The organism is Actinoplanes sp. NPDC049316, assembly GCF_040677315.1.
GTDB lineage: Bacteria > Actinomycetota > Actinomycetes > Mycobacteriales > Micromonosporaceae > Actinoplanes.
In genome coordinates this window covers 43,665-60,314 of record NZ_JBFAQM010000018.1, presented here as the reverse complement: position 1 = coordinate 60,314, position 16,650 = coordinate 43,665, and the positions used below count along the sequence as shown (strand labels likewise).

At 71.6% G+C, this 16,650-nt stretch carries 12 protein-coding genes and 1 pseudogene; 2 read left to right on the top strand and 11 right to left on the bottom strand.

Features of this window, described 5'->3' with window-relative positions; all coding sequences use genetic code 11:
- Positions 1–105: 105 nt before the first annotated feature.
- Positions 106–828 carry a GNAT family N-acetyltransferase gene (locus tag AB0K03_RS25175; RefSeq protein WP_364688957.1) on the top strand — a complete coding sequence of 241 codons (723 nt, stop codon included), beginning with the start codon at positions 106–108 and terminating at the stop codon, positions 826–828.
- On the top strand, positions 825–1,958 hold the full coding sequence (locus tag AB0K03_RS25170; protein ID WP_364688954.1) for a GNAT family N-acetyltransferase: 1,134 nt from the start codon (positions 825–827) through the stop codon (positions 1,956–1,958). The genes AB0K03_RS25175 and AB0K03_RS25170 overlap by 4 nt, the downstream gene beginning before the upstream one ends.
- Before the next feature lie 460 nt (positions 1,959–2,418).
- On the opposite strand, the gene raiA is transcribed toward AB0K03_RS25170, so the two are convergent.
- The 11 genes and pseudogenes from raiA to ahcY all read right to left on the bottom strand — a co-directional run bounded on the left by raiA (position 2,419) and on the right by ahcY (position 16,221).
- Positions 2,419–3,039, bottom strand: a complete 621-nt coding sequence (raiA, locus tag AB0K03_RS25165) for a ribosome hibernation-promoting factor, HPF/YfiA family (protein ID WP_364688951.1) — start codon at positions 3,037–3,039, stop codon at positions 2,419–2,421.
- A gap of 192 nt (positions 3,040–3,231) precedes the next feature.
- Positions 3,232–4,047: a phosphoribosyltransferase family protein gene (locus AB0K03_RS25160; RefSeq protein ID WP_364689230.1), complete on the bottom strand. Its 816-nt coding sequence runs from the start codon at positions 4,045–4,047 to the stop codon at positions 3,232–3,234.
- Positions 4,048–4,574: 527 nt separating this feature from the next.
- Entirely contained in the window at positions 4,575–6,398 is a 1,824-nt protein-coding gene (locus AB0K03_RS25155) for an LpqB family beta-propeller domain-containing protein (RefSeq protein WP_364688948.1), read from the bottom strand.
- 677 nt (positions 6,399–7,075) lie between these two features.
- Positions 7,076–8,677, bottom strand: a pseudogene (gene mtrB, locus AB0K03_RS25150) (MtrAB system histidine kinase MtrB); the annotation flags it as partial.
- Positions 8,678–9,045: 368 nt separating this feature from the next.
- Positions 9,046–9,735, bottom strand: a complete 690-nt coding sequence (gene mtrA, locus AB0K03_RS25145; protein ID WP_014688036.1) for an MtrAB system response regulator MtrA — start codon at positions 9,733–9,735, stop codon at positions 9,046–9,048.
- A 212-nt stretch (positions 9,736–9,947) separates the two neighbouring features.
- Positions 9,948–11,195, bottom strand: a complete 1,248-nt coding sequence (efeB, locus tag AB0K03_RS25140) for an iron uptake transporter deferrochelatase/peroxidase subunit (protein ID WP_364688945.1) — start codon at positions 11,193–11,195, stop codon at positions 9,948–9,950.
- Between the two features lie 8 nt (positions 11,196–11,203).
- Positions 11,204–12,346, bottom strand: a complete 1,143-nt coding sequence (efeO, locus tag AB0K03_RS25135; RefSeq protein WP_364688942.1) for an iron uptake system protein EfeO — start codon at positions 12,344–12,346, stop codon at positions 11,204–11,206.
- Between the two features lie 12 nt (positions 12,347–12,358).
- On the bottom strand, positions 12,359–13,309 hold the full coding sequence (gene efeU / locus AB0K03_RS25130) for an iron uptake transporter permease EfeU (RefSeq protein ID WP_364688939.1): 951 nt from the start codon (positions 13,307–13,309) through the stop codon (positions 12,359–12,361).
- Between the two features lie 143 nt (positions 13,310–13,452).
- Positions 13,453–13,653, bottom strand: coding sequence for a DUF397 domain-containing protein (locus AB0K03_RS25125; RefSeq protein WP_364688936.1), 201 nt, complete (start codon positions 13,651–13,653; stop codon positions 13,453–13,455).
- Between the two features lie 40 nt (positions 13,654–13,693).
- Positions 13,694–14,536 (bottom strand): helix-turn-helix transcriptional regulator, encoded by an 843-nt coding sequence (locus AB0K03_RS25120; RefSeq protein WP_364688933.1) that lies wholly within the window; start codon positions 14,534–14,536, stop codon positions 13,694–13,696.
- 221 nt (positions 14,537–14,757) lie between these two features.
- Complete coding sequence (ahcY, locus tag AB0K03_RS25115; protein ID WP_364688931.1) at positions 14,758–16,221, bottom strand: adenosylhomocysteinase; 1,464 nt, start codon at positions 16,219–16,221, stop codon at positions 14,758–14,760.
- Positions 16,222–16,650: the final 429 nt, after the last annotated feature.

Sequence of the window (16,650 nt, the reverse complement as noted above, 5' to 3'; positions counted from 1 at the left end):
CCCCGCAGGAATCTCGCAAAGAGGACGAAACAGGGCTGAGAGTTCGCTGACAGCGGAGCCGCAAAGCGGTGGCAGAGCGGAACGGGGCCGGGGCACGATGGCGGCGTGCCGGACCCGGATCCCCCCTCCGACGAGTCGTCCGCCCGCCGTCGGCCGCCCGGCGACGCCGGAACGGCCGCCCGGGCGTGTCAAGATCCGGCCGCGGGCGGCGAGACGCCCGGGGAACACCGCCGGGAAGCGGGCACGGACGTCGCCGATCCGGTACGCCGCAGCGCGCGAACCTTCGGCACCGGGCATCCGAGGCTCGAGGCGGGGCCCGTCACCCTCCGCAGGCCCGAGGAGCGGGACGCCGCCGCCATCGCCGGGTGCCACAACGATCCCGAGATCGCCCGATGGTTCGGCGTGGCGCACCCGTGGACCCACGACGACGCGCTCAGGTATGTCACCGTCGAGGTGCCCGCGTGGTGGTCCAGAGGCGAAGAAGCCGTATTTGCGGTTGTCGGCGCCGATGACGCGTACCAAGGATCGGTTGATCTGAGAGTGCGCGGCACGGACCCGGCGGCGGGCGAGGTGGGTTTCTTCGTCGCGCCGGCGGCGCGCGGACGGGGCTACGCCACGGCGGCGCTGACCGCGGTCTGCCGGTGGGGTTTCGAGGCGCTCGGGCTGGAGCGCGTCGAATGGCGTGCCGAAGTGGGCAACGACGCGTCCCGGAGGGTCGCGCAGAAGGCGGGATTCACGATGGAAGGTCTGCTGCGGCGGGCACTGGTGACCGGCGGCACGCGCCGGGACTGCTGGATCGGTTCGCTGCTGAGGGAGGACATGGCGTGATCGCCCCCACGATCCCGGGCGACGGGGTACGCCTGCGCGGCCTGCGCGAGGACGACCTCGACGACCTCGTGACCGGCTACAACGACCCGGAGATGCGGCGCTGGCTGGCGCACCTGCCGACGCCGTTCACCCGGGCCCAGGCCGAGGAGTACGTGACGGAGCTCGTGCCGCGGCTGTTCGCGGCGGGCGGCGGCTTCTACGCGGTGGCGGACCCCGTGACGGACCGGCTGCTCGGCGGGGTGGGCATCGACCGCGTCTCACCGGGACGCGGCCAGGCGGAGATCGGCTACTGGACCGGCCGGTGGGCCCGCGGACGCGGCGTGGCGACCGCGGCGGTCCGCGCGCTCACCGAGCACTCCTTCCACACCGGGCTGTCACGACTGGAACTGCTCACCCATTGGGAGAACGTGCCGAGTCAGCGCGTCGCGCTCGCCGCCGGCTTCCAGCGCGAAGGCGTACGCCGCGGGGCGCTGCCGGACCGCGACGGCCGGCGCGACGACGTCCTCGCGTACGCCCGCCTGGCCGACGACCCGCCCGGCCCCACCGACCGGCTGCTGCCCGACCTCCCCGGCGGCGAACTCACCGACGGCGTGGTCACCCTGCGCCCGCTGCTGCCCTCGGACCTCGACTTCTACCGGGAGCTGCACACGCTCGAGGACGTCGTCGCGACCTCGGTGCCGCCGGTGCCGCCCAGCGACGAGAAGATGCTGCGCCGGTGCGACCGCGCTCAGGCACACTGGCTGGCCGGGGACCGCGCGGACCTGGTCATCGTCGACACGGCCACCGGTACGAGCACCGGAAGCATCGACCTCTACTACCAGGAGCCGCCGACCGGCCAAGCCATGATCGGGTACAGCATGCTGCCGGCCTGGCGTGGACGGGGCTATCCGACACGGGCCGCGCAGTTGCTGTCGCTGTGGGCGTTCGCGGAGACGGGGATCGCACGGCTGATCGCCGGGGCGCTACCGACGAATCTGGGGTCGCAGCGGGTGCTGGAGAAGGCCGGGTTCAAGCGGGAGGCTTACCTGCGGTCGCGGCTGCCCGGAGGCGACGGGCGGCGCAATGACGACGTGCAGTTCGCGTTGCTGGCCGAGGATCTGCTGGCGGAGGGGGCTCGGCTGGACGGGTGACCCGGGACCGCCGGCCGGGAGGCGCGGGTCGCGGCGTCTTGTCTGATTTCGATCGGCCGCCATTCTCGGCGCGCGGCGGTGGCGGCCGCCGCTGTCCGCCCCGCGGCCGGCACCACGGCCGTTCCTCGGGAAGGGTCGCAGGGCGATCGGCGGCGCGATCGCCCCGCTGCAGGTCGGTGGCCGACCGGCGGGCGCTGTGGTGCCCGCCCGGTCGGACAGACTGCCCGGGGACGTGGTGAGCCCGGCCGGGCAGTGACGCGTCGGCTTCCTGGCGGCAACGGCGGGACGCCGTCCCATGCGGCACCTGACCTGCGCCTGCGGCGCGGGACGGTGCGACACCTGGCCGGACGCCGGTCTGTGCGGCGGCCGGCCGGACGCCGTCCTGCGCGAGTGGTCCGCCGGCCGGAGCCGCGCTCTCCACGGCGGCCTGTCGGATGCCGTGCGGACCCTCGCCCTGAGGTCAGGCGGTCGTCTCCAGGCTGAGGATGCCGTAGTCGTAGCCGCGGCGCCGGTACACGACGCTCGGGCGGCCGCTGTCCTTGTCATGGAACAGGTAGAAGTCGTGGCCGACGAGTTCCATCTGGAAGAGTGCGTCGTCGACGGTCATCGGGTCCGCGGGGTGTTCCTTCTCGCGCACGATGCGCCACGGCTGGGCGTCGTCGTGTTCGGCGAGGTCGGTCGCCACGGATGAATCCTCGGTCTGCGATGTCAGGTCCGGCAGGTCCGTCGGGAGCCCTGCGGTGGCCGCGGCCACGGATACCGGCGCGTGCCGTCCACGGTGTACGCGGCGGCGATCGGCGGCACGGCGCAGACGCCCGTCGAGTTTGTTGATGGCGCTGTCCAGGGCGGCGTAGAAATCCTTCGCGCAGGCTTCGGCCCGGATGACGGGCCCCCGCGTCACGACGGTGATCTCCACCCGCTGGCAGAAGTCCGACTGACGGGGGTTCCGCTCATGGAAGAGCTCCACGTCGACTCTGATCAGCTTCTGGTCGTAGCGTTCGACTTTTGCCAGCTTGTCGGCGACATGTTCCCGATAGTGATCAGGAACCTCTACGTTGCGGCCCTTGACGACAATGTCCACTCGTGACCTCCCCCAACGTTGCACTTCGACGCGGTGTGCTGGTGTCGGCGACGACGGGGATCCCGGAGCGATCCCACGTACGTGACCGAATCGGCTTACGAGGACGCTCCTTTCCGGTGCGGTGGGTCAGACGATCGACTTTCGCTCCGGCGGCGGTGGGTAGGCGGCTCGCTTACCCTCGTCACCAGAACGCTAACCTGCCGACGGCCGCCCGTCACCCCTCGTTCGGGGAACGTGTGCGAGGACTTCCGGCCCTGGCGGCACACGGAGATCACTTTCCCCCGGCGCGCCGCCGCGGTGCCTGCGCAGCCGGGTGGCCGCCAGCACTGCAGCACCCGTGACCTGCATGTCCACCTCCCGGAGTCGTACCGTCACGGCAGCGAGCGTGGCCCCCGTCGTGACGATGTCGTCCACCACTATCAGAGTGCCCCTCATCGTCGGCCGCCGCCGCGAAACGCGGATCCGAGCCCCCCGGATTCGCAGCGAACTCTCAGCCGCCGCTGCCCGTCCGGCTACGTCCAGTGACGCAGAGTCCGCCCGCGGGAGCGCCCGCAACGGCTGCCGCACGTCAGCCTCCCACCCGGCCCGCCGCAACCGCCGCACGACGTGTCCGGCCAACCGCGCCATGTGATCGCCACCCCGCTCCCGCGCCGCGCTCACGGTCGACGGCACGGGAACCACGACCAGGGGTACGCGAGGACCACCGCCCCCGCGAACGGCCGCCTCCGCGACCACGCCGGCGAGCAGACCCCCGAGCGGCCCGGCCAGCCGATGCCGGCCCCGTTCCTTGTACGCCAGCAGCGCCCCACGAAGAGCCCCCGCGTACGGCCCCAGCGTGGTGCAGGGCGGCATCGCGGGCGGCGGTGGGTCGGGGGTGGTGGCGTACGGGTGGGAGTTCTCCAGCTCGGCGACGCAGGCCGTACAGATGCCGAAACGAAGCGGGACCCGTTCGGTGCCGCATCCGGCGCAGGCGGCGGGGAGGACGAGGTCGGCGAGGTCGGCACCCAGAGCGGCGAGCCGGGCGGAGAGGGCCGCCGGGCGGGCCGGCCGCCCAGTCGATGGCCCGCGCGAACGGCGCGGGGCTGCGGCGCGGGGTGCCGGCGGGACGGGAGCGGGACGCTTGTTCACAGGACCACCTCTGGGCTCATTGGTTTGCACGGCAGGCGGTCGGTACGCCCGCACAGCGCGCCGTGTCGCGGCAGCGCCTCGCCGCCGCACAGCTACGGCAACGGCTCCTGGCCGACAGCCGGATGCACCACCGACGCGCGCCGTCGTACGGCCATACCGCCGCACGCAGCATCGCCACACCGCGCCGCCGTGCCGCATCGGCGGCGCGGTGTCACCGCCCAGAGAAGGCGGCGTTCAGCGGGCCGCCCACCCGCCTACGCGCGGACAGCCGGGGTTTCCGCCCAGCTGAGGCCGGCGGCTCCGCTTAGCTCGGGCCAGCGCCTCGCCCACCTCAGGCCAGAGTGCTCCCGCCCAGCTCGGGCCAGCGCCTCCACCGAGCTCGGGCCAGCGCTTCCGTGCGGCTCGGGTCAGCGGAGGAAGAACGGGGCGGTGGGGACGACCCCCGTCGGGGGGTTGGTCACCGGTTCGGCGAGGTCTCCCACGCCGATGCGGACCGGGCCGGAGAGCACGTCGAAGGTCGCGCCGTTGGCCATGTACTCGATGACGTCCGGGGTGATTTTGCCGCTGGTCGGGCTCACCGGGTACGCCGCCAGGTAGGTCACCTTCTCCAGGCCGATGTCGGCGAGGGACTCGACCCACTGGGTGCCGTCGATCGCCGTGTCGATGACGGCCACGCGGTCGCGGTCGGCGCGGGTGCCGGCGACGATCACCGAGGTCTCGGTGCCCCAGTCGACGGCGGACACCTCGCGCAGGACGGGCAGCTGAACCTGGCGGGGCGGCGACAGCTGGGGTCCGTCACCGTCGGCGGTCAACGCGGCCAGGTACAGCTTGCCGCCGACCGCCAGCGCGACCCGCCGCCCGTCCGGCGCGACCGCCACCGCTGTGAGCGAGCCGGACGGTCCGGGCCACGCCACCGCGCGCAGCGGTGAGCCGTCCGCCGAGAAGCTGAACAGTTTGCCGCCGATGGTGATCAGGCCGACCGCGCCGGTCTGCGGGTCGTCGGAGGTGATCGCCCAGACGGGTTGGCCGGTCGAGCCGCCCCGCAGCTCGACGCGCCGCAGGTCGCTCTGTTCCCCCACCACCGCGCTGCCGACCCGAAGCACCTGGTGGTCGCCCTCCGTGGTGACGAGGGCCGCGTACCGGCGGTCACTGGGGCTGCGGGCGATTGCTGCCGCCCGTACGTTGCGGTTGGCCTCCGGCTTGAGCACGGGGAGCGGGTCGGCGGCGCCCGGCGTCCGGGACATGCGGCGGATCTGGTTGTTGTAGATCAGGAACCGCTCGGGCGAGTCGGCCAGCCGGTACGTCGGGTTGCTCGTGAGGTAGTCGTTGCCGTCGTAGGCGGTCTGCTCCTGGTTGCCGATCTTCAGCTCCAGCACCTTGGAGAGGTTGGGCCGCAGGGACCACATGAGCTGGCGGCGGAGCCGGTCCAGCGCCTTCGGGTCGTCCGCCGGCCGTACGGACTGTGCGCTGAGGCTGATCTGCAGCTTGTCGTTGCTGACGGCGGGCACGTTGCCGAGCAGCGCCGTGCCCTCGGGCAGTGGCTCGACCGCGTCGTGGATCGTGTCGGACGGGCCCTCGATGAGCCACTTGATGATCCGCTGCGGTTCCTGCTCCGGCGGCATGTCGGCCGGGAGGTAGCGCACGTCGGGGACCAGCGCGGTGTACTCGTGATTCCAGAAGTAGATCGTCCGGCGCACGAACCACGTCGTGAAGGCGGTGTCGCTGAGCAGCAGCACCGGCGGCGCCTTGGTGACGAACAGCCCGTTCTTGCCGCTGATCGACGCGACCGTCAGCTGGTACGTGGTGATGCCCGTGTCCTGCACCGGGTCCAGCCGGCCGTTGGGCCCCAGCACGCCGAGCGTGCGGACGCGGAGCTCGACCTGATCGCTGCCCGGGTTGACCAGCGGATCCTCGGTCAGGTAAACGATCTTGACGCCTTCGGGCGCCTTGAAGGAGTCGGCGGCCGCCGGCGACAGGAACTGCTTGACGCGGTCCATCGCGCCGTCCGGGTCCCCTCCGGCGGCCTGCAGGTAATACTCGACGAACTTGGCGGTGTCGAGGGTCGCCTCGCGCCCGTACCGCGGGGGTGCGCCGTCGTCGTTCGACGAGAAGCCGGTGGAGGGCCCCGGTCCGACCGTCACGACGTCGGTGTTGTCGGGGATCCCGCAACCGCCGAGCAGGAGGGTGCCGGTCAGGGCTCCCGCGAGAAGCGTGCGAACGAGCTTCCTCATCGGCCCACCTCCGCGGGCTCATCCAGGTCGAGATCGTCGGGATGGGCCGCAGACGACCGGCCGTCAACCGAGGACCCGGCGCGGGCCGGGGACCCGGCGCGGGCCGGGGACCCCGTCGGGCGGGCGTCGCCCCGAGTTTGAGCGTCGCCCCGAGGTTGGGCCTCGTCCGGAGGTTGAGCGTCGCCCCGAGGTTGGGCCTCGTCCGGAGGTTGAGCGTCGCCCCGAGGTTGGGCCTCGTCCGGAGGTTGAGCCTCGGAGTTCGACGCCGCGAAATCGCCTGCGGAGGACTCCGGGTCGGCCACGCTGGTCGAGGTGTCGCCTGGAGCGGGCAAGGTGTCGCCACGGGAGGACGAGGTGGAAGCAGCGCCCGGCGTGGTGCTGCCGCTGGGTGACGCGGGCCCGGCCGGGCTGGTCGATCCGTTGCCGGCGGAGGCCGCCGCAGGCGCGCTCGACCGGGTGCCAGGGGCAGATGCCGCCGTCGGTGACTCCGCCAGGGTGCCATCGGTGGAAGCCGACGAGGGCTGGCTCGGCTGGGTGGCGGCGTGGGCGGGGGCGGCCGCGTTGGTGAGGGCATCGGGGGCGGGCGCGCCGGAACGAGCTTCGGGGGCGGGCGCGCCGGAAAGGGCTTCGGGGGCGTTGTTCGCGGGGGTGTTGTTCGTCGGGTCGTCGATCGCGCGGTCGCGGGGGATCAGCGGGAGGGGGGCCGAGACCAGGCGGTCGCCGGAGCGGACCGGGAGGGTGAGGCGGAACTGGGCGCCGCCGCCCGGTTCGCCCCAGGCTTCGAGCCAGCCGCCGTGCAGGCGGGCGTCCTCGACCGAGATGGACAGGCCGAGGCCGGTGCCGCCGGTCTGGCGGGCGCGGGACGGGTCGGCGCGCCAGAAGCGGTTGAAGACCAGGCGTTCCTCGCCCGGTTTGAGGCCGACGCCGTGGTCCCGGACGGTGATGGCGACCGCGGCCTCGTCGGTGGCCATGGTGACCTCGACCGGCTTGCGCTCGCCGTGCTCGACCGCGTTGCCCACCAGGTTGCGCAGCACGCGCTCGACGCGGCGGGGGTCGACCTCGGCGATGACCGGGGTGTCGGGCAGGCGCAGCTCGATCGTCACGCCGACGCGCTCGGCCAGGCCGGTGAGGCGGTCGGCGACGCGCTCGACGATGGGCACGAGGTCGGTGTGCTCGGCGTCGAGGGCGGCGAAGCCCGCGTCGAAGCGGCTGATCTCGAGGAGGTCGGTCAGCAGGCTCTCGAAACGGTCGAGCTCGGCCTGGAGCAGCTCGGCGCTGCGGGCCACGGCCGGGTCGAACTCGTCGCGCTCGGCGAAGATCAGGTCGGCGGCCATGCGTACGGTGGTGAGCGGCGTCCGCAGCTCGTGCGACACGTCGGAGGTGAACCGCCGCTGCAGGCGGGACATCTCCTCGAGGCGCACGATCTGGCGCTGCAGGTTGGCGGCCATCTGGTTGAACGAGGCCGCGAGCAGGGCCAGGTCGTCCTCGCCGTCCACCTTCATGCGCTGGTCGAGCAGGCCGGCGGAGAGGCGCTGGGCGGTGCGGGCCGCGACCCGGACCGGCGTCACCACCATGCGGGTGACCAGGCCGGCGACGACGCCGAGCAGGATCACCAGCGCGAGACCGGTGACCAGCACCGTGGTGCGGATCTGGTTGGCCGCCCGGTCCTCGGTGGTCAGCGGGACGACGTAGTACAGCTCGACGTGGCCGAAGCTGGTCGGCACGGGTGACCCGTACACAAGGTATTTGGAGCGGACGCCGCCGACCTCGGCGGTGCGGATCTGCTGGGCGACGTGGCCCTCCCGGGAGACGTCATGGACCATCTCGGGGGTGATCAGCGACGTCGTGTCGACCTTGGTCGACGTGACCGGCTTGAGGTCGGGGAAGTTGTCGGCGCGCAGCGCGACGATGGCCCCGCCGCTCTCGGCGGGATCGCCGTCCGCCAGCCGGGTGACGGTGTTGCTGATGGTCGTGGGCAGCTCCGGGTCACGGACCTGCCGGTGCACAGTGAGCTGCTGCAGCGCGTAGTCGACCTTGCTCTGCATCTGCGAGCGGACCTCGTCCTCGGCGCGGTCGAGCAGGATCTTGGTGCTGCGGTCGGCGATGAACCAGCCGAACCCGCCGACCAGAAGGCTGGACGCGACGAGGGTGAGGGTGACGACCCGCAGGTGCAGCGAGCGGCGCCAGGCCCGTCGGGCGGGTGCGGAGACCCGAAGGCCGCGGCGCACGGCCGCGCGCCAGTATCGCCGCACGACCCGGAGGATTCGGCGGACGGGCATCGGGAGCCAGGCGGGAGCACGCATCTCGGGGGCAAGGTTAGCCGCTCGGGGGTCCGGCACCCGTCCCGCTGGTCTTACCAACCAGCCACAATTTCCCGCGATCGGCGGACCCCGGGCAACCAAGCGCCGAGCCCGCGGACCCCGGGCAACCGACCGCCGGTCCCGCGGACCGCGAGCAACCAAGCGCCGAGCCCGCGGACCGGCCCGCGGCGGAAGGCGAGCAGCCAAGCCCCGAACCCGCAGACCCGCCGAAACCGCCGGGACAGGACCGGAAGCGGCCCGACAACGCCGGCCGACGAAGAGCCGGCCGGGAGGAACCCGGCCGGCAAAGGAGGCGGAAGACTGCCGGACCGCGGCCGGGAAAAGGCCTACCCGGTGCCCGCCTTGTAGCCGACCCCCCGCACCGTCAGGATGATCTCCGGCCGCTCGGGATCTGGTTCGATCTTGGCGCGCAGCCGCTGGACGTGGACGTTGACCAGTCGGGTGTCGGCCGCGTGACGGTAGCCCCAGACCTGCTCGAGCAGGACCTCGCGGGTGAAGACCTGGCGGGGTTTGCGGGCCAGCGCGACCAGCAGGTCGAACTCGAGCGGCGTCAGCTTGACCTCTTCGCCGTCGCGGGAGACCGTGTGCGCCGGTACGTCGATGGTGATCTGGTTGCCGGGCGGGCCGATGGTGAGCATCTCGGGCGCGGCGTCCTCGCCGCGGCGCAGGCGGGCGCGCATGCGGGCGACGAGTTCCTTGGGCTTGAACGGCTTGACCACGTAGTCGTCGGCGCCGCTCTCGAGGCCGAGCACCACGTCGACCGTGTCGCTCTTGGCGGTGAGCATGACGATCGGGATGCCGGACTCGGCGCGGATGGCGCGGGCCACGTCGATGCCGCTCATGCCGGGCAGCATCAGGTCGAGCAGGACGATGTCGGGCCTGTTCTCCCGGAACGCGGCGAGGGCCCGCTCACCGTCGGCCACGAAGGAGGGCAGGAAGCCTTCGCTGCGCAGGACGATGCCGAGCATCTCCGCCAGCGCGGGGTCGTCGTCGACGACGAGTACGCGGGCTCTCATGCGATCCAATATTGCACTGTCCCCTTTCGGCCCGTGTGACCGCCCGGCCGATCATGTCCGCCCGGCCGCCGCCGATCATGGCCCGCACCGTACGGAAAAGCCAGGCCGGACGGCAAAACAGGCCGGACGGAAGCCAGGCCGGGCGGGAAGACGCAGGCCAGACGGAAGACGCAGGCCGAACGGGAAGAAAGGCGGACGGGAGAACCAGACCGCTACGAGAACAGGGACCGGCCCCAGAAGTCGTCCGGACCGCTCACCCCTGGGGGACACGCGAACAACCCGATCGAGACGTACTTCAGGTACTCGTTCATCTCGTCGTGCCGGGACAGGTTCAGCTGCACGGGTACGAACTGCTTGTGCGGATTCCTCTGGTACGCCATGAAGAACAGCCCCGCGTTCAGCCGCCCGAGCCCGTCCGACCCGTCGACGAAGTTGTAGCCGCGGCGCAGCAGCCGCGCGCCACCGTTGAGGTCCGGGTGGGCGAGGCGGACGTGGGAGGTCTTCGGCAGCGCCTCGACGTCCGGCTCGTCGAATTCGCGGGCCATGCCGAGCGGGGCGCCCGTGCCCTTGTGCCGGCCGACGATGGCCTCCTGCTCGGCCAGCGAGGACCGGTCCCAGGTCTCCACGATCATGCGGATCTTGCGGGTGACCAGGTAGGAGCCGCCGGTCATCCAGTCGGGGCCGTCGCCGGGCTGCACCCAGAGGTGCTGCTTGAGCAGGTCGGTCTCCTCGAGCTTGAGGTTGGCGGTGCCGTCCTTGAAGCCGAAGAGGTTGCGCGGCGTCGCCTGGGCCTGCGACGTCGACGACGTACGCCCGAAGCCCAGCTGCGACCACCGCACGCTGACCACGCCCATGCCGATGCGGGCGAGGTTGCGGATGGCGTGCACCGCCACCTGCGGGTCGTTGGCGCAGGCCTGCACGCACAGGTCGCCGCCCGAGATGGAGTCGTCGAGGACGTCGCCCGGGAAGTGCGGGAGGTCGTCGAGCGCCGCGGGGCGTTTCGCGGCGATGCCGAAGCGGTCGCGGCCGTCGGCGTCGCGGAACAGGGTGGGTCCGAAGCCGACGGTCACGGTGAGCCCCGACGGCGGCAGCCCGAGCGCCTCGCCGGTGTCGTCCGGCGGCGCTTCCGGGACCCCGCCGACCGCGCCGATCTCGCCGGCGTCGCGGCCGGCGGTCATCCGGGCGGCGGCCGCGGTCCAGTCCTTGAGCAGGGTGATGAGCCGGTCGCGGTCCTTGGTGATGACGTCGAAGGCGACGAAGTGCAGCCGGTCCTGCGCCGGTGTCACGATGCCGGCCTGGTGCTCGCCGGTGAACGCGATGGCCCCGTCGACCGCCGCCGCGTGCTCGTCCGCGCCGCCCTTGACCAGCGCGCCGCCGACCGCGGCGGCACCGGCGATGCCCGCCACGCCGACGCCGGCGAGCGCCATGGCCCGCCGGCGGGAGACCGTGCTGTCAGTCATCGGATCCTCTACTTCTTCGAGACGACCGCGGCGACCTTCGAGATGGGCTCGGCCAGCGCGTTGATCGCGTCCGAGAGACCCCGAAGGTCGGCCTGGCTCAGCTGGTTGTGCAGCTTCCAGCCGTCGCCGACGCGGTACTTGCCCAGCGCGGCGTCGACGTTGGCGAACTCGGCGTCGAGGGTCTTGACCAGCGCCGGGTCGCGCTCCTCGAGCACCGGCCGGAGCGCGGCGATCGCGGCCTTGGAACCCTCGACGTTGGCGTTGAAGTCCCACAGGTCGGTGTGCGAGTAGCGGTTCTCCTCGCCGGTGATCTTGCCGGTGGCGACCTCGTCGAGCAGGCCCTTGGCGCCGTTGGCGAGCTGCAGCGGGGACAGCTTCTCGGCGTTGGCCTTGGCGACGATCTCCTTCACGTCGGCGAGCAGCTTGTCGGCGATCGGGCCGTCCTTGGAGACGTCCGGCTTCGCGGCCCAGAGGTCCTTCTCGAGGCGGTGGAAGCCGGTGAACTCCATGCCCTCCTCGATGACCTCCTCGCGGCCGTCGATCTTCGGGTCGAGGTCGCCGAAGATCTCCGCGACCGGCTCGATGCGCTCCCAGTACGTGCGGGTCACGGGGAACAGCGCACGGGCCTTGGCGACGTCCTTGGCCTTGACCGCCGCGACGAACTCCTCGGTCTTGGGCAGCAGCGCCGCGGTCTGGCTGCGGACGTACCGGGAGTAGCTGTCGGTGGCCTGGGCGAGCTTGGCGTCATCGGTGAGCGGGGCGGACGAGCCGGAGACGGTGAACGCCGCGCGGATGCCCTTGCCGATCATGCCGGGCTTGCAGGCCGTCTCGTACGTGCCGGCCGGCAGCTCCACGTGCAGCTCACGGGTGAGCCCGGGCGCGATGTTCTCCACCTCGCCCATGACGCGGTCGCCGGCGGCGTACACGTAGAACTCGGTGACCTTGTTGCCGCCGTTGGTGATGGTGAAGACGCTGGTGCCCGCGTCGGCGGTGTTCTTGGCGACCTCGCACGCGGTGTCGGTGGCCTTGACCGTGATCGGCCCGCCCGCGGCGGTGCCGGCGGCGCTGCCGCCGTCGTCGCTGCCGCAGGCCGCCAGGGTGCCGCCGAGCAGCCCGGCAGCGGCCAGCGCGAGCAAAGGGGTCGTACGCATGGAACGGTTCTCCTACTGCTGAGGCGCGGGCGCCGGGGCGGGGGTCTCGGAAACAGGCGCGGGCGCCGGGGCGGGGGTCTCGGAAGCAGGCGCGGGCGCCGGGGCGGGGGTCTCGGAAGCAGGTGCAGACGCCGGGGCCGGGGCCGGGCTCACCGACGCGGCGCGGCTCGGCCAGAGGAAGATCGCCAGGACGGGGACCGCGTACGCGACCCAGGCGATGGTCTCCAGCACCGACGCCGTCGGGGTGATGTTGAACATGCCGGTGAGCAGCGCGGTGTACCAGGCGTCCGGGTTGAGCACGCCGCTGATGTCGTACGCCAGGGTGTTGAGCCCGGGCAGCACGTTCGCCTCCAGCAGGTCGTGCACGCCGTACTTGAGGATCCCCGCCGCGACCAGGATGAGCAGCGCGCCGGTCCAGGTGAAGAAGACCGAGAGGTTGATCCGTACGGCGGTCGCGTACATCAGCCAGCCGATGACGACGGCCGAGGCGATGCCGGCGAGCAGCGAGAGCAGCGGCCCGGTGTTGGACGACGCGCCCTGCACGGCGGAGTAGAAGATGAGCGAGGTCTCGAGGCCCTCGCGGACCACGGCCAGGAACGCCATGACGGCGACGGCGATCGAGCCGACGGCGAGCGCGTCCTGGAGCTTGCCGCGCAGCTCGCCCGCGATGGAGCGGGCGGCCCGGCGCATCCAGAAGATCATCCAGGTGACGAAGCCGACGGCGAGGATCGACGTGACGGCCTCGAAGAGCTCGCGGTGCTCGTACTTCTGCAGCAGCGTCGTGGTGGTGTAGCTGAGCAGCCATCCGAAGAACACGGACAGCGCCACGGCGAGGCCGACGCCGGACCAGACCTGCACGAGGCGGTCCTTGCGGCCGGCCTTCACCAGGAACGCGACGAGGATGCTCACCACCAGGGTGGCTTCCAACCCCTCACGCAGGCCGATGAGGTAGGTGGCGAGCATGGCACTCCGTTTGCTAAGGCATCCCTAAGTAAGGCTCGGCATACCTTAGCCACGAGAGAGGCCGCGGAGTCAAGCCGGACGGCTATATCCCGCGTCACACGACGACGCGCGGGCGGTCACCCTGGACCGCCCGCGCGCTGCGGTCAGCGGTCGAACTCGCCGTCCCGTACCCCGGCGACGAACTCCGCCCATCCCTCGGCGCCGAACTCCAGGACGGGGCCGCCCACGTCCTTCGAGTCCCTGACGAAGACGGCCGAGGCGGTCGACGCGACCTCCACACAGTGCCCCGCCGCGGCGCTACGGCTGCTCTTTTGCCAGGTCAACGCGTTCTCTTGCAATGTCATGCCCCTTCGCGAATGGTTAAACCATCCGCTCAACGACTGTCTAATCAAGCAAGTGTTCGCCTGTTCGAGCGATGAGCTCGCGGCTCGCGCGCGGAGGCAGCGCCCGGGATCGCAGATCGGCGAAAGCGTCCCGGTACACCTGCACCTCCGACGGCTTGGTCCGAAGCTGACCGCCGACCAGATCCTCGCTGTGCACGACCGGCGGCCGCTTGCCGAATTCGAAGACGACGAACGCCTCCCCCAGCGCGGCGTGCGCGCCGGCGGCGAAGGGCAGGATCCGCAGCTCGACGCCGGGACGGTCGGCGGCGTCGTACAGGCGCTGCAGCTGGCGGCGCAGCACCGCGCGGCCTCCCACCTCCCGCCGGAGCGCGGATTCGTCGAGCACCACGCACAGGAGCGGCGACGGGTCGCGGGTGAGGATGCTCTGCCGGGCCATGCGCAGGGCGGTACGCCGCTGGACGGTGTCGGCGTCCTGCACGTCCGCGCCGACCTCGATGACCGCGTGGGCGTACTCGTCGGTCTGGAGCAGGCCGGGGATCACCTGGGCCTCCCACTCGCAGATCGCGGTGGCTTCCGCCTCGAGGGCCACGAACTCGTCGTAGCGGTCCGCGACCGACGACCGGTACGGCGCCCACCAGACCCGGGCGCGCCCACGCCCCGCCATGTCGCGCAGCCGCGGCCAGTCGCGTGCCGGCACACCGAGGACGCCGAGCAGTCGTTCGAGGTCGGGCTCGCTGATCCCGGTGCGGGCGGTCTCGATGCGGCTCAGCTTGGACTCGGACCAGCCCAGCTCGGCCGCCACCTCGGCGCCGCGTCGGTCTCCTCGCAGGCGGCGGAGCTCGTCACCGAGCTCGCGGCGTGCGGCCATCGATGTCGGCGCCACGCGTGCCACCGTACCGGTCACCTTGTGCAAGTTGCAGGACACTTTCTGCACTTGCAGATCCGCGGTGAGCATGTGCTAATGGGATGAGAGGTACCAAACTTGGTGCCGGCCGCCGGGCGGAGGCCGAGCACCGGCGCGTCGCCTGCGGGGGCGGAGCGCGGAACAGGAAAGCGAACCGGCGGCGGCAACCACCGGTTCGCTTTTCCACGTTCAGGGGCGGCTCAGTAGCGGTAGTGATCCGGCTTGTACGGCCCCTCGACCGCCACACCCAGGTACGACGCCTGCTCCTTGGTGAGCTCGGTCAGCTTCACGCCGAGCGCGCCCAGGTGCAGCCGCGCGACCTTCTCGTCCAGGTGCTTCGGCAGCACGTACACGCCGACCGGATACTCGTCGGTCTTGGTGAACAGCTCGATCTGCGCGATCGTCTGGTTGGAGAAGCTGTTCGACATCACGAACGACGGGTGGCCGGTCGCGTTGCCCAGGTTCAGCAGGCGGCCCTCGGACAGCACGATGACCGAGTGGCCGTCGTCGAACTTCCACTCGTCGACCTGCGGCTTGACGTTCACGCGGGTGACGTCCGAGCGCCGCGCCAGGCCGGCCATGTCGATCTCGTTGTCGAAGTGGCCGATGTTGCCCACGATCGCCTGGTGCTTCATCCGGGCCATGTGCTCGTTGGTGATCACGTTGAAGCAGCCGGTCGCGGTGATGAAGATGTCGGCCGTCTCGACGACGTCCTCCATGGTGGCGACCTGGTAGCCGTCCATCGCAGCCTGCAGTGCGCAGATCGGGTCGACCTCGGTGACGATGACCCGGGCGCCCTGGCCGCGCAGCGACTCGGCGCAGCCCTTGCCCACGTCGCCGTACCCGAAGACGACCGCGACCTTGCCGCCGATGAGCACGTCGGTGGCCCGGTTGATGCCGTCGATCAGCGAGTGGCGACAGCCGTACTTGTTGTCGAACTTGCTCTTGGTGACCGAGTCGTTGACGTTGATCGCCGGGAAGAGCAGCGAGCCGTTCTGCTGCATCTCGTACAGCCGGTGCACGCCGGTCGTGGTCTCCTCGGTGACGCCCTTGATGCCGGCGGCGACCCGGGTCCAGCGCCGGTCGTCCTCCTTCAGCGAGCGGGCGAGCAGCTTGAGGATGACCGCGTACTCGTCGGAGTCGGCGGTGTCGGCCGACGGCACGGCGCCCAGCTTCTCGAACTCGGCGCCCTTGTGCACCAGCAGCGTGGCGTCACCGCCGTCGTCGAGGATCATGTTGGGGCCCTCGCCGTCCGGCCACAGCAGCACCTGCTCGGTGCACCACCAGTACTCGTCGAGGGTCTCGCCCTTCCAGGCGTACACGGGCACGCCCTTCGGGTCCTCCGGCGTGCCGTCGCGGCCGACGACGATCGCGGCGGCGGCGTGATCCTGCGTCGAGAAGATGTTGCAGGAGGCCCATCGGACCTCGGCGCCCAGCGCGGTCAGCGTCTCGATGAGGACCGCGGTCTGGATCGTCATGTGCAGCGAGCCGGTGATCCGCGCGCCGCGCAGCGGCTGACCGGGGCCGTACTCCTTGCGCAGCGACATCAAGCCGGGCATCTCGTGCTCGGCGAGCTCGATCTCCTTACGGCCGAACGCGGCGAGCGACAGGTCGGCGACCTTGAAGTCGCCCTCGGCCACGGACGTGGGGCGCGTGCTGGTCATCATGCTCCTGAACGACGGGGATTGGCAGCGCTCCACTTTACGCGCGGCCCGGGAGCGCCGAATCAAAACCGTTTCGAAGGTACGGACACAGTCCCCGACAACCGCACCACCGTGGCGCACCGGTCCACGGCCGCACCGGCGTGACCGGCCACCACCCGTTACGTCCCCCGAGCCGGAGGGCCGCGGCCGTCGTGCAGGGAGGCGTCTCGGCGGCGCGACAACCCGGGACGATGAGGCGCGCACAGAACGGGTTGCGCGCAGGGCAGGCCGACGCGCGCAGCCCTGCACACGAGGCCCGGCCCGGGGCGGACAGCGAACGGGGCGACGGGTCAAAGACCCGCCGCCCCGTTCATCCCCCCGGTTTGGTACCGCGCGCGTCGTGGGACCCCCCGATCACCATTGACGCTGCGTGTTGATAGCTTCACACTC